Raw genomic sequence first — 23557 nt, 5'->3', positions numbered from 1 at the left:
CGGCATGACGAGTTCCTGCGGTTCCTGCGCACGATCGACACGTCGGTGCCACGCAAGCTGCAGGTTCATCTGATCGTCGACAACTACGGCACGCACACCCATCCCGACGTGAAGGCGTGGCTGGCCAGACATTCCCGCTTCCACTTGCATTTCACTCCGACGTCCTCGTCGTGGCTGAACATGGTCGAGCGCTGGTTCAGTGAGCTGACCACCAAGATGATCCGCCGCGGCGTGTTCCGCAGCGTCGGTGATCTCGTCGCGGCGATCGAGGAGTTTCTGCGGGTACACAATGACGATCCGAAACCGTTTGTGTGGACCGCGACCGCGGAGTCGATTCTTGCCAAAGTGCAACGCGGCCGCGTCGCCCTGAACAAACAGAAACTCAAATCTGAGACGTCACACTAGCCGCCTCACCCGGCGCAATCCCATCCGCGGCACGGACCTCCTCATCGTTCTCGGCCCGTTTCACCCACGTACGCAACGCTTCCGGGTGCACACCGAGCTGGTTCGCGATCCGCCTGATCGCACCAGACGCCGCGTGCGGGTCTCTACGCGCCTCAACTACCAGACGCGTCGCACGCTCACGCAACTCGTCCGGGTACTTCTTCGATGCCGTCATAACAGCCAATCCTCCGGGTCTTCGATGTCTCCATCAAACCCGGGGCGGAACACGTCGCACGTATTTATGAGCCAGGGGATCGGCCTTTGCGAAGATCCGCAATGAGTGTGGGAAGTAGGCGTTCCTCCATGACCGATTGCCCTATGGCAAGCATGTCGATTGCGAGTTGTGCATCCCATGGCGTGGCGGCCGGCGTACCGAGCAGAGGTTGGCCCGATCCCGCCGCGGATCGGTAGTCCTGTGCGCTCATCCGCCATGGCCGGGCGTTAGGGTAACGGGCCAGCGCCGCTGCTGTCATGCGTACGCCGGCCCAGTCGAAGTCGTTGCGCCACCACAGTGTTGCCGACGTGGCCTGGCCGAGCAGCCGATGTGCGGCAGCGGACGGCACGCCTTCGGTGCAGATCATTGCGGGCGCCGAGGGCCCGAGGGTGCATGCCGCCCGCAGTATGGCTGGATTCTCCGTCACGTAGACGTGCTCGGCTTGGATGACGATTGGGCACATTCGCAACTGGTTCAGGGTGAGCCGAAACGGAACACCTATCTGTGCTGCCTGCGTGAGCCAGTCGCCGACGAATCCGCCGTCGCCGGGCAAATTGAGGACAAGTACCTGGCTGGCGAGATCGTCACGGACGACGCCGACCAGTTCCCAGAGTGCGCGTTCCGCTTCACCGTTGGCGGGAGGGTCGACACCTTGCCACAACGCTATCGCTTTGATGAGCAAGCCGCGTAGCGCAGAGTCGGTGAGGGCCTTCGTGTTGCCGAGGAGACGTTCGGCGAACGCAGGCATCGGTTGTTCCTCGGCTGGAAGAGCATCGAGGACTCTCAGCGCCGGCGCGAGGTCACGCCCGGCGCGGACGAGCCGGGCGATGGTGCCGTCGCGCTGGATCTCTTCAAGCCACTGGTGAAACCACTCGGCCCCATGGTGTTTGCACGACATTGCCAGGGCGAGCGCGGCTCGTCGGGCATCTGCTTCGGCTTGCCGTTCCGCGGGGCGGTTGCGCAGCGACGGGCCGAGAACTTCGAGCAGACTCCGTCCATGGGCTTGCCGGAGATACGCGTCGAGTTCGGCGAGTCGCACGGCCAGCCGGTTGGCTCCCGCCGTTCGGTGTACGCCGGTGACACCGATGATCAGGAGTCGTTCATCCTCGGTGGGTGCGGTCAGGGAGATGGTGGTTTCAAGGGATCCGCCGTTGCGTTCCAGGCTTCGCCGTGCGTTTGCGAGCAGGCGCGTCCAGGTCGGGTCGTGCGCTGGATCGGTCATCCGGCCTCCAGCGGCAGCGCGTCCGGTGCCGGTTGTCCTGCTTCGGATGCGCTGAGCTCCTGCGGGGCTCGGCGGGTTTCCGGGGACCCGAAGGCGCGGGCGAGCGTGCCATCGAAGTCGGCCTCAATCTGTGTGCCGTTCCAGACCAGCAGGACCGTAGCAACAGTGGCTTCGCTTGCGGAGTGTGACAGGTCGTAGTGTGCGGCACCACGGACTTGCGGCTGGGTGGCCCACAGGTCGTACCCCGTCATGAACAGATCCAGGTCGAATTCCGTGGCCAGGGCCATCAGCTCGCGGCGGCCGTTTTCATCTACGCCGGCAAATGCTTCGTCGAGGCCGAGCATGCGGGGGGCGGTAGGGCGCGCGGACCCGAACAGCGCGTTGGCGGCCGCGAACAGTGGCAGATGCAGGGAGACCGACTGCTCGCCGCCGGAGAGCTGGCTGTGGCGGGCCTTGGTGAGGTTTTCGACACCCCCACCGGGGCGGTGCAGCGTGAATTTGAAGGTACGCCACTGGCGATAATCCAGGACTTGGGCGAGCAGGTCGCGATGGGGCAGGTCAGGGGACATGGCACGGGCGGCCTTGATACGGTTGGCGAAGTGCCTGCGCAGCAATGTGAGCTGGGCGGCGGTAAGCCGGGCCGGGTCGCGTTCGAGTAGTGTGCAGACTTCTCGCTGATCGGTGTCGAGGTCGTCGGCGAGCTGCCAGCCAACGCCGATGGTCAGGCCGGAGGACATGCGCCTGGCACGCATCTGGGCGTCCATGCCCTTGACGAGATCGCGTGATTCGACGGTGCGCTGGTGTATCTGCCGGGCCAGCTGGGTCAGCAGGGCGTCTTCCAGGATGCGCCGTTCCGCGTCGGACAGCAGCTGTTCCTGGTCGGCCCGTTCTCGGGCGATGCGCTCGGCGAAGTGCACCACCGGGGTGAGGCCCTGCTCGTCGGCGACGCGCACGACGATGACGCCGTCGTCGGTTTCCCATTCGGGCCTATGGTCGAGGCCGGCGGCGGGAAGCTGTGCCTGCAGTTCGGTGAGCGCACCGTTGAGCCGCGTAGAGCTCTGCTTGAGGGAGTTCTCGCTGGGCGTAAGTTCCTTGGTGGCGTTGAGAATCGCCTCGTGCAGGTCGATGACCTCGGCGGGCAACGGCGCGGCCGGGTCGTCGAGGGAGTGTGCCGGCCAGCGCAGATCTGTGGGGCAACGCAGGATACTCAGCAGGTCGGCATGCGCGAACGGCTTGAGCCGGGTGGCCTCGCGCAGTGCTTCGGTGCGGGTGTGTTCCAGTGTCCTTCCGGCGGCATCGACGCGGACGGCGACGGCGGCCCGCTCACCGTAGGCAGCGTGCAGCGCCTTGCGCGTCTCGGTCAGCTTCGCTTCCGCCTCGGTCACCCGTTGCTCGGTGTCTGAAACTTCGGCGAGTACCCGCCGGACGTCGGCGTCGTCGACGGCGGCCGTGAGCGTTTGCAACTCTTCGGCCTTCTTCTCGGAGCGCATGGCCGCCTCGTGGGCCTCATGCCGCGCGGCTTCCGCGCGCTCGGACGCCTCGTCGTGCCGTGCCTCGGCCTCGGTGGCGGCGGCGTCCGCGCGTGCGGCCGCCTTGCGGGCGGGTTCGACCTGCGCGGCAATGGATTCGAAGCGGCGGACCGCATCCTCGACGATGTCTACGCGATCGGCGGGCAGGCTACGTTCGGCCACGGCTCGCCGCAGCGCCTTGCCGGCCTCGGCCTGTTCCGCGACGGCCTGATCCAGTACCGTGGCGGCCTCCAGCTGGGCTTCGCGGCGAAGTCTCAGAGTGTTGGCGGCGAGACCGAGGTCGCGCAGGGCGTCGTTGATGGGCTCCACCGTGGGCAGGTCCCGGCCGGCGGACTTCACCGCCTCGAGAGTGTCGCCCAGCCGCGCCCGTTCCTCTTCCACGGCCGTGATTTCGGCCGCCAGTTCGGCGATGAGCCGGTCGCATTCGGCGATGCGGGCGGCCCTGCGGGCGGCGCGGGCGGTGGCGCCGATGTATTCGGGCGCGGGTTTGCCGGCCCGGCCCAGCAGGATGCCTTGAGCGTAATGTCCGGTGGTGCTGAGCGAGACGCGTTCGTTCGCAACTCCTGCAGGGGTTTCGGTCACCGCGATCGACGCCAGGACGGCCTCGATCACGTCGCCCGGCACATGGTCCTGGTCCTCCGCGACGAGCAGGTCACCTAGCGTTCGACCGGTTGGGCGCAGCTTCGCGGCAAGTGGGTGCAGGTATCCGTCGGCGGCCGTGGTCGACAGGGCGGTCGCGGTCAGGGACGCATCCGGGTGGATCCAGGCGTCCAGGAGTCCGGCGGCTTCCAGCGCCGCCTCTACTGCTGCCGCCTTGTCGTCGGCGAGGTCGTCGGCGAAATGGACCAGGCGCCACAGCGGCGCGCCTGGGCGCCCGGTGCGGTCTGCGGTGCGAGCGGGCCATGCAGCGGGCGCGTCCTCGTGCTCGGCGGCGATCCGGCCGCGCTCGGCGATCAGGTCGGCCTTGCGGGTTTGAAGTGCCTCCTCGTGCGCACCGAGTGCGGCCACGTTTTGCTGGATCGCGGTGACGCCGGGGGACGTCAGGTCGGTGAGCAATTCGCGCAGGGTCGGCCCGCCCGCCGCCCCGATCCGGCCGACCGCCTCAGCCAGCGTGCCGCGAGCCTGTACCGCGCCCACCTCGCTGAGCGTATCGGCATGCGTTGCCGCCCATGCGAAAACCGCCTCCCGTACATGATCGCGAGACTGTTCGACCCCGGCCTCGGCGCGCAGCTCGGCCTGCTCCGCGGCTTCGGTGTCCGCCGCGGCCTTCGATGCGGCGTCGGCGGCCTTGGCGTGATCGCGTTCGGCTTGCTCAAGGGCGGCGGCCTTCGCGCGCAGGATTCGGATGTCGTCGCGCCTTGCGGCGGTCCGGCCTTTGGCGCGTCTGGCGAAACCTTCCGATTCGCTGTCGGCGGCGGCCCATTCGATCCCTGACTCCTCGGCCTCACCGGCCAGGGCTCGCAGCAGCCGGGCGATCTGGGTCGAGGCGTCCGCGGAGTGCCTGCGGGCGGTCTCCAGCTCGGTCTGCCGGTTGAGTGCCGCGTGCTCCTCCCGGGTGGCGGCCGCCGTGGCCTGCGTGGCGATCCGGGCGAGATCGGCCGCGTGCCGCTTCAGGTCGGCGAGCTGTTCATGCGACTGGTACGCCGTGGAACTCTTCAGCCGTTCGAGATGCGCCCGAAGCCGGCCGGGCTCGCCCTCGGCCCGTTCCATAGCGCTTTCCGCGGCTCGATACTCCGCCTCGGCCGTGTCCTTCGCCGCGTGTGCCAAGGCGAGCTCGTCGGCGGCCCGGCTGACCGCCGCGCGCCGGGCGGTCAGGCCATCGGCGGCGGCACGGGCGTGCGTGCGCAGGTAGGTCGAGTACACGGAAAGGAACGAGGCCGTAGCCTGGTCGGCGGCGACGAGCCCTTCGAGCGTGCGGGAGACGGCCTCCATGTCGTCGAAGGAACCGGCGGCCTCAATAATCAGCGCGTCGTCGAGTGGGCGCAGCCCGCGCTGCAGGGTTCGCGACAGCTCGACGGGGTTGAGATCCTTGGCCAGCTGAGGTTTGCGCAGGGTCAGCACGAGATCGAGCAGCTGCTCGTAGCGGGCGCTGCCCAGCCCGAACAGGCGGGTGTCTATCGCGTGCCGGTACTCCTCTTGACTGTCGAACACCGATTCGGTACCGAGTGCGGTGGTCAGATCCCGCCGGTTCAGCGGCCGGTCACCCGCGTCGATCAGTGAGAAGTCCACGCCGACGCGCCCGTCGGTGACAAAGTGGTGCCGGGTCACCTTGTCGATGTGCTTGTGCGCGCGAAGCCCGATACCGATCGTCACATATTCGGCGGTCGCGGGCCGGTGAAACTCCATCCACACGTATGCGTGCGACTGTTCCTGCCCGCGATAGAGCACATTGGACTTCATGGTGCGATCCTCGCTGGCGAACGGGTTGAGCCGCCGCGGCTCGATCCGCCCATCCAGCAGGAAGGGAAACAACACCTCCAGGGCCTTGGTCTTGCCGGATCCGTTGGGGCCGCGCAGCACCAGCCACCCGTCGACGAAGATGAACTCCTCGTCGCGGTAGTCCCACAGATTGATGATTCCGGCGCGCGTGGGTGTGAATCTCATCAGAACAACCTCGGTGCGGAGCGGCGGGCCTTGGACTCGGCGACGGTGTTCCGGTAGCGTCCCGTCAGCGGCAGAACCAGCACTCCACCCGGGACGATCACGACGCAGCCAAAGCGCTGCAGCAGTGCTTTCGCTTCGGCGCGAAGGTGTTCGGGGTCGGCGTGCCACTGGGCGCCAAATGACGACGCGTGCCGGTGCAGGATGCGTCGGATCGCCTCCAGCAGGAAACTGTCGGTGATGAACGGCAGTCGCCCGTCCTCGGGCTCGTTGGCGGTACCGTCAAAATCTTCGAAAATCTCGGAGAGTTCGTCTTCGAGCAGGATCTGACTCCCGGTGGGCAGGCCGAGGTCGATCTGCTGGATCAGCGCCGCCTGGCTTTCGGCCGCGCTCGGGCCGTCCATGCGCTTGACCCGCCTGCCATCCGGATCGGTCACCCGATCGGCCATCTCCACCGCGAGCAGGATCGCCGCCTGAGCGACCGATCCGGTGCTCGGAAACCGCTCGGCAGAAAACCCGGAGACCACGTCCACCAGCAGCACACCTTCGGCGCGGCGCTCAACACGCAACCCGGTCAGCCGCTGCAGATCCTCGGCAAATGCGTTGCCGCGCAAATGGTTTCCCACCGCATCGTCGACGTCGGCGAAGTAGACGACGGGCCGCTCCACCGCGGCACGCCGGGCACGCTGAGCCATGAGCCGCCGCTCCTCGTTGCCGCTGGTCGCGACACTGCGGTCGAGCAGATCGGCGACGCCGCCGATCGATTGCACCATCTTGGTCGGGCGGTAAAGCGCCAGCACCACGTCGCGGGCAACGTCGTAGAGGGCCTCGCCTAAACGCGGGTCACTCGCCCACGATTGCGCCGAACCATCCGCAACCGTCAGCGCTCCCCGGTCCTCGAGCCACCCGACCGCGTCGACGAAAGCCCTGCGATCGGCACCGCGGTCGGGATCCAGTCCCAGGCCGGTGATCCGGTTGGCGTCCGCGGCCACGGCGTCGGCCAGCTCGCTCAGCGTGATCTGGACACTCGCCCGTCCCAGAACCGCGAGGCATAGCATCAGATATGCGTATCGCTTCCGGTCGAATTCTTTGTCGGTACGCGAACGAGCCGGCTGAGTGGGATCGATCAGGTCTTTCCGGCGCACCAGGCGGGCGGTGGATCCGTACAGCTCCAGTCGGTACCCGAAAGCGTCGGCGAGGTCTTGGCGCAACTGCGCGCTGAATCGGCGTACCCGGCGAAGGGCCTTCTCGTCCGGCCAGCGCGCGGTGATCAGCGGGTGGCGCAGGACGAGCCGGACTGCGCGCTGGTAATCACCCAGCTCGCCTTCGAGCACATCGCGGGCGAACCTGCTCATTGGCGTCCGTCCATGGGTGTGACGGTCAGCGCGAAGCCGTCGATGCGCAGCGTGCCGTGAGTGGTGCTGACCGTGGCGACAGTGTCGGGCTTCGGGGTCAGCTGAAGCCTGACCCCGAATGCCGAGGCGACCACGGGCACACGAATCGGGCCCGAGGGCCGGTTGGCCAGCACCCGGTCGAGCAGGCGCAGCAACAGGGCGGTCCCGGCCTCGTCCAGGATGTGCTCCTCCAGCCCGGTCTCAGACAGGGACCGTGCGGCATGGTGCAGGCGGCGTTCCTCTGCGAGCTGCGCTTCACGCAGCCGGGCCCGACCGGATTCGGCGCGATCCAGGCGCGCCGGAAGGTTGTTGCGTGACCCTGGTTCCCGCCCGGTCTCGACCAGCGTCCGGGACAGCTCGACAGCCGGAGCGTCCCACCAGGACCGACGCGTGGGGATCGCCTCCGGATCCGGATACGCGACGCCCACATGACGCGGAGCGCCGAGTCCGAATGTCGCGTCGAACAGCGCGTGAGCAGCGGCCTCATTGCCGACCCCGGTGAACCAGGCGGCCAGATGCCGCAACTGCGATTCGCGGCTCACCCCGCCACGGCGTGCCTCGGTGACCCGGCGTAGCAAGGCGAGAACATCACCGATCGCGCCGATCGTGGCGTCTGCAAGCCGATCGGCTTCACTGACTTGATCCACGCCGGGCGGTGCAAGCCAGGAGCGCAGTCCCGTCCAGCGTCGCCGCCAATCCTCAAGGCGCTCCGCCGGTGTACGGAAGATGCGCTCGTCGGCCTCTGCCGCAGCCTCGATCAACCGGTTGAGTCCGGTCGACTCGACCACATCGACGGCCTCCTTGAGCCGGGGTGAATAACGCTGCAGCTCGTCGTGGAAGTCGCGCAGGTGCCCCAACAGCGCGTCCTTGTGCGCGAGAAAGACCTCCGGGCGTACATCGTTGGTGCGGCGCAGATCGCCGAGCATGTGATAGAAGCGAGCCGCCCGTTCGGCGACGTCGGCCAGCGCCCGATCCAGCCGGCCCAGCTTGCGATACACCTCTTCGGCGTCGCCGTTCCTGTTCGCCTCGGCGAGCGCGGCAAGGTCGGCGAGGAGATCGGCGAACACCAGCCGGCTCAGGTTGCTGTCGTCCAGACTCGCCGACAACACGCTCTCCACAGCCCGATGAGCGCGGTAGCCGGCCTCGGTGAACTGGTAAACCGAGTGCCGGTTGCGATATTCGGCCAAGGTCGCGGCGCGGGTACCGTCTTGAGCCCGGTCGAGTACGCCCCACTCCACCAGCGCGTCGAGCAGGCGCGGCAGCTCGAGATCGTCGGGGGGTGGGCAATCTTGGTGCGCCGCCGCGAGAACGGTCAACGAGGAAGCCACGTCGGCCGTGTGCAGCAGGACATGGTAGTTGTCCCGTGCCGCGTCGAATGCCCGCAACACCCAGAGGTACGCGGTCCGGTTCTCCGTCGTGACATAGGTAAACAGGCGCATGCGATCGTCGAGACCGAAGTCGTCCAGCCCGAATGACGACTTCGCCTGCCCGCTCACGCTTTGTCACCTCCCACGTCGCGTTTGTAGCCTATCGAGCGACCCGCATGGCACAGCTATACCTGAATCGGCTGTGTAGACCAAATCGGTGACAGCTCCGCCGGTGTCCGTCTCTTCTCCACCACTGCTTCTTGCCTCGCAGACCGGGATGCCAGGCGGCGCGGTAGCTCTCGGTGTCCGGGACTGGCTTGCTCACGGATCGGTACTCCTGCTCGGGCCGGTGCGGACTCCAGTCGCCGAGGAAGGCTCGTAGATCATCGGGACCGGGTTCGATGTCGAAGCTGACATCGCTCAGTGAGATCGGCCCGTGGGTGGGGTCGATGCGATCCGCCTCGGCAAGTCCCCACGCGATCCATTTCTCAAGTTCTGCCGATGTACCGTCCGCAGCGCTTTGTCTCAGATCGGTGCAGAAGGCGCGGAGCTCGCGTGCGCGGCTCCAGGCGTCGAAGGCGGACATGAACGTATTTTCGCGGATGGCTACCGTCGCCTTGCGGTGAGCACGAGTCATCGCCTCCTCCCACCGTCGGCCCTCTTCCTCCTTCCGCTGGGCCCACTTCCGTGGGATCTCTTCCTGTTCGCGCTGCCAGGCCTCCCGCCGCCGATGTTCTTCGGCGTTGCCGGCCGCGATGTCATCGAGCATCTGCCGAACACGGGTCTTGAAAGTCTTGGGATGCAGCCCAGTCCACTCATCGCGCTTGTCATAGGAACGCTGCATCGTCACGCGCAAGCGGCCGGAAGGCACCGAGTCGAAGTCCGGAATCCGGGCCGTCCACGGGTTGCGCTTGGCCGCCCGCAATTCCTCCGGCGTGGGCTGGTGGCGGACCTGGTCGTACTCCTCGCTGACGTGGATCTCACGGGTATGCTCCACTGCCTAAATGACCTGGCCCGCGATCAAATGTGACAGCTTCTACCTCGGCTGGATGATTGCACTCACCCGATCCGGAGACACCGGCTATGAGTTCGTGCCCCGGCTGCGTGGACGATTCAAGGGCCGGCGCTGGCGTCGGGCCAGTTCGGCGGCGAGGACCTCGGCGAACTGGCGGGTTTTGACGATGGCGGCCTGTGCATCGACGTATACCAACGACTCGGCGCCCGCGCCGTACCAGACGAGCAGCGGTTGATGGGGCTCCAGAAAGCCGAAGTTGGCCCACTTCGCCGCAAGCTGCCGAATCTGCCTTGTATCCACGTTCCCCACACCTTGCAGTCCGAGGCGAACGCTACAGACTGTCGAGCAACGTCAAGTCCTGAACTCAGTCGAACAGCCGATTCTAGGACATGACGCTGAGCAGGGTAGGGATCGAACCTGCGCACGACCCGACGGTGCTGAGCAGCGGAAACGCGAGTGGCCCGAAGGACAGGGAACGGATGTGCAGCGGTTAGAGGGCTGCTGGCAGCACCGATGTGAGGCGACTTCGTATGCTTAGTTGTGCCCCCGGCGGGTCCCGTCAAACATGGGAACCAGTTCATGGCCCATGGCGACGTGGTGATTGTCAGTGAAAGCTGCCTATTGCAAGATGATCCGTCGGCTGGCCGATCGCCATCGGATAAGCCAGCCGGTCACAGCAGTGCGTTGGCAACTGCGGTGCCCTGGAGCCGATGTAGTTGCTCGCCTTCATCCCCGGGACGGACCGTGCTTCGATGACCGGGTTAGTGGCGGTCATAGGGTTATCGTGGTCTCGAACCAGCGGTGCGGGTGGAACTCACTGATATTGACTCCAGCTTGTGCGCTGAAGCCGTCTGGATCGCCGTACAGTGCGCGAGTGAAGTTGGGTAGCCAAATCATTTCCATGTCGAAGTCCCCGCCGAAGAGAGCTTCGGCTAGGGCGTCCCAGTCTTCTTGCTCTTCAGACATGAATGGCAATGCGGCGGCGACTGCGGGGTCTCCGTCGATGTGCATTTCCTCGACGTCGTGCTGCGCTTCGCGCGCGTGACGGATCAGCAGTGAAAGTGCCACGCGATCTGCCATACATCTAGGCAGGGGCACCTGGCCGGCTTCGAGCTGCTCGCCGATTTCGAGGAGAACCTCGCGGAAGCGTTGCAGCCAGTGGTTGTTGACGGTGAACAGTACCCAGTCCGGCAGCTCTGATAAAACCAGCAGGTCACTGACGGTGCTCTTGCCGAGCAGGTAGTCATCCCAGCCGATAAAGGCGTCATCTTCCAAGCCCGCGGTTGCCATGGACAGATGGAACGCTTGCCGAGGTGTCATCGGGTCGCCGGTGAACCAGCCCGCCGCTGCTGCGAACCATTCACCCATGATCTGGTGCGACAGACCCGGCGCCGGAAGCTCTTCGCCGGCAGCAAGGGCCTTCAGCCCGCCAAGCGGCAGGCGTAGCACTCGCTCTACTGCCGTGACCGTTTCTGTCCGGAACGAGCCGACTCCGTCTTCGCCTTCCAGTCGACGCCAAGTGGCCAGCGACACTCCAGCCTTGGCAGCTGCTTCACCCTGCGTCAGGCCCAGTTCGATGCGCCTTTCCTGCACTCTGCCCATCAACCACTCCTTGAGTACTCTTTGCGTGCTCATAAAGTTAGCACTCAATGAGTACTCAAGTAATGGGTTAACTGCGACCATTCGCAGACGGAAAACGTGGTGCCTATGCCGGCCGCGGCCCATGGCGCATCGCGACATCGTCGCTGGCGAAGCGAGCGGGATCGCCCTCGTATCGATCGACTAACCTGTCTCTGGCCATCAAAGATGGCCAGAGATCTCTCAAGCTGGTCCCACGCCCTGTAGAAGATGAGATCACCCCAGCCGCCGGACCAAGTCGCACACACGGTCGTCGTGGTGATATCGTGATATCATCGCAGTGTATAGGAGGTGCGCATGCCTAACATACTCGTCCGTGACCTGAGCCAAGAAGCCGTTGACCGCATAGATTCTGCGGCCGCTAACCTCGGGCTGTCCCGCAACGAATACCTGCGCCGCAAGCTCGAGGAGGGTGCCAGCCCCGCCGGCGAACGGACCATCACCGATGAGGATTGGCGGCGGTCTGCCGAAGTGTTCGCCGACCTGGCCGACCCTACGGTGATGGAGGCCGCGTGGCGGTGACCAGCTGGCTGATCGACAAGTCCGCGTACGTCCGGCTTCAGCTGGGTCAAGTGGCCAACCGTGACCAGTGGAGTACACGCATCAGTCGTGGACTGGTCCGCCTGTCTACGATCACCCGGCTGGAACTTGGCTACTCGGCACGCTCCGGCGAAGCCGGGCGGCAGCAGTTTTCCGTCCCACCGTTGTCGTTGATGCCGGTCGAGCATCTGACACCGGCTATCGAGGATAGGGCGCTGGAGGTGCAGATGCTGCTCGCCGACCGCGGTCAGCACCGTGCACCGTCGATTCCTGATCTGCTGATCGCGGCCACCGCTGAGAAGGCCGGGCTGACTGTGCTGGCCGTTGACAAGGACTTTGGCCTCATCGCTGCAATCACCGGCCAGCCAGTGGAAACCTTAGCCAGCTGAAGCCACATCCCATAAGCCCAGCGGTTACGCCCGGGACGGCGACGTCGCAGTCGCGAGCGAGGGCTGGTCACTGGCGTCAAGCTGATGCGGCACCTGGCTGGTCTGGCTTGGCGTCGGCGGCTGCAGCCCATGTGAGGGCGCCCACTATCGCGGCCCGCTGCATACGGAGTAGCGCCTCGCCTTCTTTTCCGCCGACGGCAACGATTTCGATCTTCACCGCCAGTGGTTTTGAGCGTTCGTTTGGACGGTGTATCGGTCTATCCAGGTGGTCGGCCGACTTACGACGCTTAGCCATAGCTCCTCCAGGTGCACAGCAGCCTGGCCTTATGCGATCAGTGAACTCGAGCTCTGCCAAGCCGAGTACTACTCTGGGATGACCGTGGCCTGCCAACAATCGCTCGTGCGAGTGACAGACAAGGCGACGACGGTGGGCCAAACCGGCGGCATGGCCAAGCGTTCGCCGATCATTGATCGGCCTGTTTGGGCGTACGGTCGGATAGCGCCTCTGCGATGGCTGCGAACTCGCGAAGCGCAGCTTCGAGATCCTCGACGATCTCCTGAGCGATTATCTCCGGGGGGAGCATCGCATCGGCATCCTCCAGCGACGCATCCTTCAGCCAGGTGATGTCCAGGTTGGCTTTATCCCGCGCCACGAGTTCGTCATAGGAGTACGGACGGAAGCGCTCAGTTTCGGTGCGTTCGCTGCGATCCTTGCCGGGCAGATAACAATCGACGAAGTCCTGCAGGTGCTCACGCCGTAACGGGTTCTGTTTCAACGTGAAGTGCTGGTTGGTGCGGAAATCATAGACCCACAACCGGCTGGTCCATGGCTCCTCGCGTGCTCTTTTGCGTTCGAAGAACAGAACGTTGGCTTTGACCCCGCCGGCGTAGAAGATGCCTGTCGGCAGCCGCAGGAGGGTGTGTACGTCGTACTGCTTGAGCAATCTGCGCCTGATCGTTTCGCCTGCGCCGCCTTCGAAGAGCACATTGTCTGGCACCACAACTGCTGCTGTGCCGTCGATCGCAAGTAGGGAGGCGATGTGCTGGACGAAGTTGAGCTGCTTGTTGGCGGTGGTTGCCCAGAAATCGGTGCGCTCGATCTCTCGCTCTTCGCGGGTGGCCCGCCCGTCTTCACCGATCATCCTGATCGAGGAACTGCGCCCGAAGGGTGGATTGGCCAGCACCAGACTGGCCCGCGTTTTGGGCTCCTGGGTGAGTGCGTCCTGCACTTTGATTAACGATTCGCCGTTGGGCTGTCCGATTCCGTGCAGCAGCATGTTCATCGCTGCGAGCCGTGCCGTTCCGTCGACCAGCTCGACGCCGCTGATAGCACCGGTTGCGAGTCGTTTCCGCTGATCTGGCGTCAGTGTGTCGCCATGATGGCGCTGGATGTAGTCGTAGGCCGCCAGTAGGAAGCCGCCTGTGCCACACGCCGGATCGATAATCGTGTCGTCCGGTCCGGGTTGTACACAGTCCACCATCGCCGAGATCAGCGCACGTGGGGTGAAGTATTGTCCTGCACCGGATTTGATGTCCTCTGCACCCTTAGCCAGCAGCTCCTCGTAGGCGTCACCCTTGACATCGACACCGGCCTGCGACCATTGCTCCTTGTCAATCAGTTCGACAATCAGCCGCTTGAGCTTCGCCGGGTCCTGAATCTTGTTCTGCGCCTTACGGAAAATGGTGCCCAGCGTGCCCGACTGGCGTCCCAGCTCCGCGAGTATGTGCCGGTAGTGCACCTCCAGATCGTCACCGTCCGCGTCCAGAAGCGACTGCCAGTCCATCCCCTCCGGCACAATCCGCTCAGGTTTGATCGGCCGTCGTGCCCGCTCGTCAGCCATCTTCAAGAAAAGTAAGTACGTCAGCTGCTCCACGTAATCGATCGTCGAAACGCCGTCGTCGCGGAGCACATCGCAATAGTTCCACAGTTTTTGCACCAGCCGACGCGAATCTACATTGCTCACAGCGGCAACTCCTCCTGCTCGTAGGCGTCAGAGGCTATGTCAGACGTGTGCTTCGGCGCACCAGCGACTCGACCCTTCTTACTAGGCCGAGGATAGTTGCGCTGGGTGCTGGTCTTTGCCGGCCACTGCTCAACCGGTTCATCGTATGGATCTTGCTCGACTAGTCGCCCTGCTAACGCGTCGCTCATAAGTGATTGGCGCAGCCGAGCTCCATAACGGGTCCCTTTAGAGATGTAGGCATGGGCGACGTCCAGGTTCGATAGGATCTCCGCTGTCCTGGCAATGATTCGCGCCTGCTCATCACGGGGCGGGACCGGAAGTGGCAGCTCTCGGCAGGTTGAAAGTGCGATGTTGAACTGTCCCGCGGTCGCTCGAGCCGTACCTTGAAGAAGCTTGAGGATGGTGGGTGCCTGCAGAACTAATGCCAGCCAATCAGCGGAAATCTCTGCGCCAGATCTGAAGGCCACAATTGCCTGGTTGATATTCCACTCGGAATACGTATCGGGAACTACAACTGTCTTGCCAAGGGGCGGGCCCACAATGTTGGTGAGGACATCACCGGGCCTAACGCGAGACCGGCGAAGTGGGCCTTCGTGAGTCGATCTGTCAATAAAAGTGGGCCGAATTGAGAAGTCCACAGTGCCAAGTTTCGTCAAATTATAGACCTTGAGGAACGGGACTTGCCCAGACTCTGCGTACATCAGATTGGATGCCGGAGTTGAGCCGCAAGAAATAGAGTCACAGAGATCAGCGGCTTGGCGCCACGTCCAACCAATCGGCAGCGCAGGCAGGGCAGAGTAGTCTATCTTCAACCCAGAGCGGCCATTGAGACCAGACAGTGCGCTAGCACGATCGGTCCCCCGGTGGGCAGGGCCAAGCGATCCAAGAGCCGCTGAATCGATCACTCGCTCGCGCAGTCGTGCCACACGAGAAGAGAGCTGATGAAGAACGGCCATTGCGAATTCTACTCGAGAGAGGTGGTCTTCGAGGGCGGCGACGATGCGGCGCTGCTCTGCGAGCGGCGGGAGCGGGAACGAGATCTTTCGCAGGCTGGATCCAGAGATTCCCGCCTGGCCGGCCGTAGTCCTCGCCAGCCCTCGTACCAACGCTCGAACTTCTGGCGACACGAAGGCATAACACACGAAGGCCGGGTCAACCATTCGTTTATCCACCCGTACTCTGATTATCTTGTCGGGATACGTCAGCGGACCTACCCCGGTTGGAACTAAAGCGCATGCCCCGACATAATCGATGTTGCCGTTGTAACGCGTAAAAAGTAGATCGCCTGGAAGTACAAGGCTGTCTGCGTTCGATAGGGCGGTCGGCTCCAGGCCGCTGTACCGAACGTCGGAAAGGTCAAGAGCGCCAGGTCGGATAGAGCTAATCCGGAGAATAGGAACTCCGTCGGGATCTGTACCCGGACGTGATATGAATATGCCGTTCTTTACGGACACCGCAGCGTCGCCAAGCGTAATCCTGCTCCAGCCGCGGGGAAGGTCGTTCATGCGGCGAGTTCCTGGTTGAGTTCTGTGAGAAGTGTCTTGGCGCGATGGCCGAACGTGTGGGCGAAGCCGTCGATGCCGCCGCGTTCGGTGAAGGGGGCGCCTTCTAGGTCGTCGGGGGTGATCTCTATGCTGACCGCCACTGCGTCTTTGATCCTTTCGAGCCACCAAACCTGGTCCATGGTGAAGTTAGCGCCTGCCTGTCGTTGGCGGAGCAGCCACCCCTGGAATTGTTCTTCGATGATGCTGCGGTATGGCTTGAGTTCGGTGTCGAGGCCGAGTTCGTAGCGGACGATGCTGATCAGGTCGCTGACTCCGCGGGTGCCTGGGGCAGTTGCAGTACGTCCGAGTTGGACGTAGGCGTCCCAGAGTCGGTCGGGTGTCCACGCGTAGGGTGGTCGAGCGATGCGCTGGGCGAGGTCTTTGAGCTGGTCGAATCCGACTCGCCGTCTGCCTTGGTAGAAAACCTGGAGTGCGGTGATTTCGTCGCGGTGCTCGTCGAGGTATTCGCGGAAGCTGCGCACGGTCTTCTGCGCACGTTCGGATAGCGGAACACCGCGTGCGTCGATGAGGGTGTCGGGGTTGACCTCATCGATAGTGATGTCGTGGGCGCGGCGGATCTCGAGGATGCGATCGCGAAGCGCAGGGTTGGCTGCTAACGGACGAAGGGCGGTTGCCATGAGGTCGCGCACAGCAGCCGGGCCGGAGGCTTTCGCGGAATTCAGTGTCTCTGGCGAGACGGCGTCGACTAGTCCTTTGGTGATGGCGGACAAGGGCTGGCCGGCCAACTGGGCCAGCTCGGCCCGCTCAGGCTCGGTCAGCTGGTGATTGAGGCGCGCCAGGCGCGAAGCGAGAGTGGCAACCTCGTCAGGGGAGGCGGTCGCGGTGGCGGCTTTGCGAAGCAGGTCGCGCAGAGAGATTTGGGCGCCGCTGTGCCGGGCCAACGGCACGGCTTCGTCCAGCTCGATGTCGGTAACGCCGACCGCGTCGATGATGACGAAGCGTTCCTTGACCTGGGCGTCGGGGGTAACAGCTTGGAAGTCGGCTGGGTCGATGGTGCGGGCGCCGCGGCCTTTCATCTGTTCAAAGTAGGTGGCCGATCGGACAGGGCGCAGGAAGAACACGCACTCGAGGGGTTTGACGTCGGTGCCGGTGGCGATCATGTCGACGGTGACGGCGATGCGTAGCTCCGGGCTGTTGCGGAACGCCTGCAAAAGGTCGTCGGGGTTGTTGCCTTCGCGCCGCGAGGCGTAGGTGATCTTTGCAGCGAAGTCGTTACCGCGGGCGAACACGTCGCGAACCATCTTGACGATCTCTTCGGCGTGGTTGTCGTCGCGGGCGAAGATGAGCGTCTTGGGCACGGTGCTGCGTCCGGGGAAGATCTCGGTGAACAGCTTGTCGCGGAAGGTTTGCAAGACCAGGCGTAGTTGGCCGTGGGCGATGACTGACTTGCCGACCTGTTGGGCGGTGTAGGTGAAGTCGTCTTCCAGTTGTTCGTAACGCTCGGCGCGGGTGCGCCGATCCCGCAAGGGCACGACGGTGCCGGCTTCGATGCGGTCGCCCTCCTCGGTGATCTGCGTCTTGATCCGGTACACGTCGAAGTCGACGTTGACACCGTCGGCCACGGCCTGCTCGTAGGTGTACTCGGAGATGAGGTTCTGCTGGAAGAAACCCATGGTTTGTTTCACCGGCGTGGCGGTGAGCCCGATCATGTACGCGTCGAAGTACTCCAGCACCGCCCGCCACTTGCCGTAGATCGAGCGGTGGCACTCATCCACGATGATCAGATCGAAGGTTTCCGGTGGGATGTCCGGGTTGTAAGCGACCTCGGCGGGCTGATCGAGTTCGTAGCTGTCTAGCGCCTGGTCGTCCAGATCCACATCGGGCAGATCCCGCCCAAGCAGGGCGCCATAAAGGCGTTGGATGGTGGAGATGACCACCTTGGACGAGCCGAGCATCCCGGCCCCGGCCAGCCGGTCCACGTTGTACAACTCGGTGAACTTGCGTCCGTCGTCGCTGGGCCGGTAGGTGCCGTATTCACGGAGCGTCTGTTTGCCCAGATTGTTCCGGTCGACAAGGAAGAGAATGCGATTCGCTTTGGCGTGCTTGAGGAGTCGGTAGCTTGCGGTGACGGCGGTGAAGGTCTTGCCAGCACCTGTGGCCATCTGGATCAAACCACGCGGACGGTCTTCGGCCAGTGAGCGCTCCAAGCCGCGGATCGCTTCGGCCTGAGCCGCCCGCAAGCCGTCGGTATCCAGCAGGGGCATGCGGCGCAGGCGGGCGCGAAGCGTGGGCGCGTCTGGCTGCTCATCAGCCTCACGCATCCACCGGGCCAAGGTGGACGGCCGGTGGAAGGAGAACACATCGCGGGTACGCGGATGCGGGTCGAGCAGATTGACAAACGTAGTCTCAACCCCCGTGGCCACGTAGCCGAACGGCAGCGGTGTCTCCCGCCGCCACGTCGCCAGCCGTTGTGCCGCAGTCAATCCGCTCATGTAGCGGTCCAGCTGAGTTTCTACCGCTCGGGGTGCGGTGCCTTCGCGCTTGGCTTCGATGACGCCCACCAATTGGCGGTCCACATAGAGCAGGTAGTCGGCTCGCCCGCTGGCCAGAGTGACCTCACGCAGGGCGACGCCCTGACCGGCGTACAAATTGGCTTTGCTCTCATCCTGAACGACCCAGCCGGCAGCCTCCAGCTGGCGGTCGATCTCCAATCTCGTCTGGACCTCGTTGAGGGGCTCGCGTGCCGCTCTGCGGGCCCGGCTGATGAAGTCTTCGCGCCGCGCAGTGGATACCTTGACCGGCTTCAGAGAATCGAACTGCTGGCGCGCAGCGACCGCCGCGTCTTCCAGCTCGGTGACGAGGTGGTAGGCGTCCTGGCGGCGCTGATCGGCCTGCAGGATCGCCTGGTCGGCGTCCGCCTCGGCAGCCGCCATCGCCGCGGCTTGCGACGCCTTGTCAGCTAGCAATAGCTTGGTAGCCGCCAGCTCCTCACGAAACTGGCGCAGCTCATCTTGCAAGGCGTTGACGATGGCGGGCTCGACCGTCGCGCTGGGCGGGCTGGGTGGGACGAACCCGATAGCTGTCCGGTCACCCGATAGGGCGCGATGAAACCAGAGCCCCAATTCAAAGCAGGTGCGGACGAGTTCCAGTGCCGTTCGTACCTCGTCGAGGTGGCTGTGAACCGCTTCGTTTCCGCGCAGGCGCACTCGCTCGAACGCGTCGTGGATGCTCTTGGTGAGGACACCCGCGGCGTCGAGCGCACCGATGCGGGTATACAGCCTGGTGTCTGGCGCAGTCGTTCCTGTGCGCCGGATCAATTCGGCGGCAAGGACCTCCGCGAACTGGCGTGCCTTGACGATGGCGGACTGTGCATCGACGTACACCAACGATTCAGCGCCAGCCCCGTACCAGACGAGCAGCGGTTGATGCGGCTCCAGGAAGCCGAAGTTTGCCGACTTCGCCGCAAGCTGTCGAATACGCCTCGTGTCCACGTTCCCCACACCTTGTAGTCCCAGGGCGAACGCTACAGACTATCGAGCAACGTCAAGTCCTGAACTCGGTCAAACAGCCGATTCGCGGACATGACAATGAGCGGGGTAGGGATCGAACCTGCGCGCCACGCAACGGTGCTGAGCAGCGGAAACGCGAGCGGTCCCAATTATGGGGAACGAATGAGTGGCGGTTGAACGGCCAGCTAGCAGCATGGATGTGAGCTAGCTTCATATACTTAGTTGTGTCCCCGGCGGGCCCCGCCAAACATGGGAACGGACGCTCAGCAGCGGATATAGTGGAGATCGTTGGCCGTTGGCATCTGGCGGAACGTTGAGAAGCCGTGTCCTTCGGCTGCGTGAGCCTGGTCCGTGAGGCCCGTGAGGTTGTCTCGAGATCTGTACGTTTGGCTGCGGCGCCACCGTTCGCGGGTGCCGCCCGTGGCTTACGGCAGTTTCCTTTTGCGTCAGACGAGACCAACGACGAATGCGGTCACCAGCCGTGCACCCGCGCCGTAGGCGCTGTGCAGTTCGGGCATCTTGCCGGAACGGCCGGTATTCGCGCCTTGACCGGATCTGCTCGCCCTCGTCCTTCACCTCATCGGTGACCAGCGGCGACGATCCTGAAAACAGCAGGCGTGCAATCGCTTTGACGTCCTGTAGGCACGATCAACAATGCTAGCTAAGCATCCGTCTAAAGTGGACAAGAGTCTGCCGTCATGCTCCGTCACCACCGTTTTGGAGACGGAGCCTTTTGTCTGATAGTCCCCCCATATGGCGAGGACCGCGGCACCCAACCCACCGGCTGGATGGGTTCGAAAGGCTACGTCGGCGGCACCAAGGACCCAAGCGGTTACGTGCACCTTTCAGCCCGCGAGTACGACCCGAGCTTGGGCCGGTTCATCTCCGTCGATCCGATTATGGACCTCGCCGACCCACAACAGTGGAATGCTTACACCTACGCCAACAGCAACCCCACCACCTTCTCCGACCCCAGCGGACTACGGCCATGGGACGGGGAAGACGGAACAAAACCCGGTTCCAGCCCACAGACACCGTCCTCACCCAAAACGCCTCCGCCCCCAGCTCCGGTCACTCCTGGGCAGGCATTCGAGGAAGGCTTCGTGGAAGCCACCGTCGGCACCGTCGAGGCCATCGGCGAGCTCAAAAACGCCCTGACAGATATGGCGCGACGCGATGCCGAGCGGCTGCGACGTGGCGAGATTACCTGGGCAGAAGCAATGGGGAACTTCATAAAGTTCTGCTTCTCATACTGCCCCTTCAACCTCGGCGCGACTCTCAAGGGCCTCTATGCGATTCTCAAGGACGCGCGGAACATCGTTGACCTGTCCGTCGATGATGTGACTGCCTCCCGATCGTTGGGCCGCATTCTGGGTCTCATTGTCATGGTGATCGTCACTGATGGTGTTGCCGCTTCCGTCCGTACCGCCATGACGTCGTTCCGAGCCGCAGCCGCAGTGGAAGCAGCCGCAGCCCTCGAAGCGGCGACGCCCACCGGGAGTAAGGGAAATCCGCTTCTCACAAAGACTCCAAATCAGCCGGGAGTCATCAACGGTCGCGAATACTCTGGGCACGCGATCGATCGAATGCAGCAGCAGGGAATTATGCCCTCAGTCGTTGAGCATGCGATTCGTGGTCCAGCGATTCCCGGTAAGCGACCTGGCACGACGGCTTACTACGATGCCGATAATCACATCACGGTAATCACTGACTCAGCTACAGGGCGAGTTGTTACGGTCGACTATGGGATGATCCGACAATGAGCGATGATGAGATGACCCCCGACCAGCGGCTTCAACGACTGGCCCGCGCGTCGCTAGCCGGGTACAAGTCGAGTACGGTGTCCCTTCGTCGGCTTATCGATGACCTGGACGCCGTCTGGAATAACCTTCCTTCCACCGATTGGAGCGAGGAAGTTCGGGGCCATTGGTGGACCTTGGAGCAGGTCTATGCCGTGGCCCTGGATCGTGGCGAACTTGAGGCGTTGCCAGCCGACGCCAAAGCCGATATTGAGGAAGCCGTAAGGGCGCTAGAAGCGCTCCTGGACTCATGGCCCTTGCGTCCTGATACGGTCGCTTGAGTTCGCGCCTCTGACACGAGCACCACCGCCACCGTATTGGTGCGGCTCTATGGTGCGCTGAGGGTCGTGGTTGTGCGTCCCGGTGATGTCAATCTGACATCGCCGGTTGAGTATGCACGCCAACAGATGGGAGAGGAATCGTCAAGACTTGCCTCCGTATCCATTCAGGCCGGTAGCTGATACAGATGTCTGATTCGGGTGGCACACGCCTGATTTCCGGCGTGTGTGGGTCGAACGGGTGTGGGTTCCTATTGTTGCCCGTGTGTCCGGTCCCGATGGTCTGAGCCGTGAGGAGCTGCTTGCTGCTCTCGCGCAGCGTGATGCGGTGATCGCCGCGTTGCTGGTCGAGATCGAGCAGTTGAAGCGGCGGGTGGGGATGGACTCGTCGAACTCGTCCATGCCTCCAGGTTCGGATGGACCTGCAGCTCGCGCGAAGCGGGCCAAGGCGCGCAAGAAGAAGCCGTCACCACGTGCTCGTGGTGGGCAGGCTGGGCATGAGGGCCGCAACCTGCAGCGGGTGGCGGCCCGGACTGGGGCCAAGTGGTGGCGCCGCAATGCTGTGATGGGTGTGGTGAGAGTCTGGCCGGCCGTGCCGGGAGGTCGCGTCGAGGGTGCAGGTGTTCGACACCCCGCCGGTCAAACTGGAGGTCACCGAGTATCAGATGATGGCGGTGCCGTGTGGTGGCTGCGGTGCGGTGACCCGCGCTGCCGCGCCGGCTGGGGTGGCTGGGCCTTGCTGCTACGGCCCGAATGTGCGTGCTGCGACGGCGTTGTTGGCGTGCAATGGGCATATGAGCACCGAGCGGGCCGCCGACCTGATGGGCGTGTTGCTGGACGCCTCCGTGTCGACCGGGTTCACCGAGGGTCTGGTGGCCCGGCTGGCCAAGCAGCTGAGCGGGTTCGAGGCCGCGCTGAAGCAGGCGTTGCGGGCAGCGCCGGTGATGCACCACGACGAGACTCCCGCCCGTGTCGCTGGTGACGACGATGACCGGCTGCTCTACGTCTACACCGCTCGCGCCGGGCGGCTGGTGTGGTTCGGCGCGGCGGACAACCGCGGCCACGACGCCCTGGACGCCTTCAAGATTCTGCCCGGTTACACCGGCACGCTGGTGCGTGACGACTATCCCGCGTATGCCAAGTACGACAAGGACTTGAAGGCCGTTCAGTTGTGCTGTGCTCATCTTTTGCGGTCGTTGCGCGGTATCGGCGAGCTGGACACCGACCCGTATCGGGTGCAGCGTGGATGGACCGAATCGGCCGCCGCCGCGCTGTCCGACGCCAGGGCCGCGGTGGCCAAAGCCAAAGTCGACGGGGCCATCGCCCTCGATCCGGACCTGCTGGCCGGGCTGCGGGAGCGTTACGACAAGGCCGTGAGCTGGGGCATGCTGACCAACCGGCTACGGGATTGGCCCTCCGGACGTCATCCCGGCTACACCCTGGCAACGCTTACACGACAAGGCGATCCAAGTATGGCGGTTCACCGAAGACTTCGCTGTGCCGTTCACCAACAACCCCTGTGAGCAACCCCAACGCATGGTCAAGTTGCAGATGAAGATCGGCGGCTGCTGGCGCAGCGTGCGCACCGCCGCCCGCTACTGCCTCGTGCGTTCCTACCTGGCCACGACCCGCAACCACGGCGTGCACCCACTCGACGCCATCCGCCACGCCCTGGCCAGCGACCCCTGGCTGCCGCAAACCGCCTAATCAATCACGGGCCTGAATGGATACTTGCCTCCCTCTTTCGTTAGGCCTTGATCGAGTTATGAACTGACCTTCTTCAGTGATGATTGCCGTTGGATAGTGAGGCTGGGCATGCGGTGACGGTCGGCCTCGAATTGCCGACGACGCTCCTGTACTGGAGTGGGATAGCCAGAGGCGGATGCTTCAGATGACGGGTCGTGGCAATCTGGTCAGCCGCTCGAATGCGACGACCAGTTGCGTGGCCCATGGCCAGGAAGCGTTGATATGTAACCTTATCCGCCGTCCAGTGCGCGCGATGCGGGCGGCGGTGTGCAGCAGCCGGTAACGCAGTTTCTTGGGCTCGGCGCGGGCCAGCTCACCGTCGAGTAGCAGGAGCTGGGTCCAGCGGGTCAGGTCGATGCCAGCCAAGGCGAGTTCCAGCCACGCGGCGTTGATGGGGAACTGG

At 64.1% G+C, this 23557-nt stretch carries 18 protein-coding genes and 2 pseudogenes; 8 read left to right on the top strand and 12 right to left on the bottom strand.

The features are described 5' to 3' along the window. The coding region (locus tag DM816_RS25885; protein ID WP_117213004.1) for an IS630 family transposase at positions 1-405 on the top strand (405 nt) is incomplete at its 5' end. Here the strand turns inward: DM816_RS25885 and DM816_RS45935 are convergent. The 9 genes from DM816_RS45935 to DM816_RS25845 all read right to left on the bottom strand — a co-directional run bounded on the left by DM816_RS45935 (position 383) and on the right by DM816_RS25845 (position 11388). After that, a complete protein-coding gene (locus DM816_RS45935) occupies positions 383-619 on the bottom strand; it encodes a transposase (protein ID WP_117213003.1) in 237 nt (78 codons plus the stop codon). The genes DM816_RS25885 and DM816_RS45935 overlap by 23 nt on opposite strands. A gap of 64 nt (positions 620-683) precedes the next feature. After that, positions 684-1880, bottom strand: a complete 1197-nt coding sequence (locus DM816_RS25875; RefSeq protein ID WP_117213002.1) for a TIGR02679 family protein — start codon at positions 1878-1880, stop codon at positions 684-686. Next, the gene (locus DM816_RS25870) at positions 1877-6013 is read right to left on the bottom strand and encodes a TIGR02680 family protein (protein ID WP_117213001.1); all 4137 of its coding nucleotides are present in this window, start codon (positions 6011-6013) and stop codon (positions 1877-1879) included. Before DM816_RS25870 ends, DM816_RS25875 begins: the two co-directional genes overlap by 4 nt. Continuing rightward, complete coding sequence (locus tag DM816_RS25865) at positions 6013-7365, bottom strand: DUF2398 family protein (protein ID WP_117213000.1); 1353 nt, start codon at positions 7363-7365, stop codon at positions 6013-6015. The genes DM816_RS25870 and DM816_RS25865 overlap by 1 nt, the downstream gene beginning before the upstream one ends. Then, complete coding sequence (locus DM816_RS25860; RefSeq protein WP_246002243.1) at positions 7362-8900, bottom strand: TIGR02677 family protein; 1539 nt, start codon at positions 8898-8900, stop codon at positions 7362-7364. Before DM816_RS25860 ends, DM816_RS25865 begins: the two co-directional genes overlap by 4 nt. 31 nt (positions 8901-8931) lie before the next feature. Continuing rightward, positions 8932-9768 carry a hypothetical protein gene (locus DM816_RS25855; RefSeq protein WP_117212999.1) on the bottom strand — a complete coding sequence of 279 codons (837 nt, stop codon included), beginning with the start codon at positions 9766-9768 and terminating at the stop codon, positions 8932-8934. A gap of 84 nt (positions 9769-9852) precedes the next feature. After that, entirely contained in the window at positions 9853-10086 is a 234-nt protein-coding gene (locus DM816_RS42905) for a hypothetical protein (RefSeq protein ID WP_162907838.1), read from the bottom strand. A gap of 304 nt (positions 10087-10390) precedes the next feature. After that, a complete protein-coding gene (locus DM816_RS42900) occupies positions 10391-10561 on the bottom strand; it encodes a hypothetical protein (RefSeq protein WP_162907837.1) in 171 nt (56 codons plus the stop codon). Then, the gene (locus DM816_RS25845) at positions 10558-11388 is read right to left on the bottom strand and encodes a helix-turn-helix domain-containing protein (RefSeq protein ID WP_162907836.1); all 831 of its coding nucleotides are present in this window, start codon (positions 11386-11388) and stop codon (positions 10558-10560) included. Before DM816_RS25845 ends, DM816_RS42900 begins: the two co-directional genes overlap by 4 nt. A 333-nt stretch (positions 11389-11721) precedes the next feature. Between DM816_RS25845 and vapB the strand changes: the two genes are divergently transcribed. Both vapB and DM816_RS25835 read left to right on the top strand, forming a co-directional pair. Beyond that, the gene (vapB, locus tag DM816_RS25840; protein WP_117212996.1) at positions 11722-11946 is read left to right on the top strand and encodes a type II toxin-antitoxin system VapB family antitoxin; all 225 of its coding nucleotides are present in this window, start codon (positions 11722-11724) and stop codon (positions 11944-11946) included. Then, entirely contained in the window at positions 11937-12353 is a 417-nt protein-coding gene (locus DM816_RS25835; protein ID WP_117212995.1) for a PIN domain nuclease, read from the top strand. Before vapB ends, DM816_RS25835 begins: the two co-directional genes overlap by 10 nt. Positions 12354-12817: 464 nt before the next feature. Here the strand turns inward: DM816_RS25835 and DM816_RS25830 are convergent, their stop codons facing one another. Continuing rightward, positions 12818-14317, bottom strand: a complete 1500-nt coding sequence (locus DM816_RS25830) for a type I restriction-modification system subunit M (RefSeq protein ID WP_117212994.1) — start codon at positions 14315-14317, stop codon at positions 12818-12820. Between the two features lie 1501 nt (positions 14318-15818). Beyond that, complete coding sequence (locus tag DM816_RS25820; RefSeq protein WP_117213005.1) at positions 15819-19313, bottom strand: DEAD/DEAH box helicase family protein; 3495 nt, start codon at positions 19311-19313, stop codon at positions 15819-15821. Between the two features lie 767 nt (positions 19314-20080). On the opposite strand from DM816_RS25820, the pseudogene DM816_RS45930 reads away from it, so the two are divergent. From DM816_RS45930 to DM816_RS44670, 5 genes and pseudogenes are all read left to right on the top strand, one after another. Then, a pseudogene (locus DM816_RS45930) lies at positions 20081-20320 on the top strand (RHS repeat-associated core domain-containing protein); the annotation flags it as partial. Between the two features lie 770 nt (positions 20321-21090). Continuing rightward, positions 21091-21411: a hypothetical protein gene (locus DM816_RS25810; RefSeq protein ID WP_117212991.1), complete on the top strand. Its 321-nt coding sequence runs from the start codon at positions 21091-21093 to the stop codon at positions 21409-21411. 223 nt (positions 21412-21634) lie between these two features. Beyond that, positions 21635-21907: pseudogene (locus DM816_RS45925) on the top strand (DUF6444 domain-containing protein); the annotation flags it as partial. A 166-nt stretch (positions 21908-22073) separates the two neighbouring features. After that, positions 22074-22931, top strand: a complete 858-nt coding sequence (locus tag DM816_RS25805; RefSeq protein ID WP_342768758.1) for an IS66 family transposase — start codon at positions 22074-22076, stop codon at positions 22929-22931. A 13-nt stretch (positions 22932-22944) separates the two neighbouring features. Continuing rightward, entirely contained in the window at positions 22945-23115 is a 171-nt protein-coding gene (locus DM816_RS44670; protein ID WP_246002238.1) for a hypothetical protein, read from the top strand. Positions 23116-23295: 180 nt separating this feature from the next. Here the strand turns inward: DM816_RS44670 and DM816_RS25795 are convergent. Further along, the coding region (locus DM816_RS25795) for a transposase (RefSeq protein WP_211588855.1) at positions 23296-23557 on the bottom strand (262 nt) is incomplete at its 5' end.

This window comes from Allorhizocola rhizosphaerae (genome assembly GCF_003426775.1).
In the GTDB taxonomy this organism is placed as follows: domain Bacteria; phylum Actinomycetota; class Actinomycetes; order Mycobacteriales; family Micromonosporaceae; genus Allorhizocola; species Allorhizocola rhizosphaerae.
This window is presented reverse-complemented; position numbering and strand designations above follow the sequence as displayed.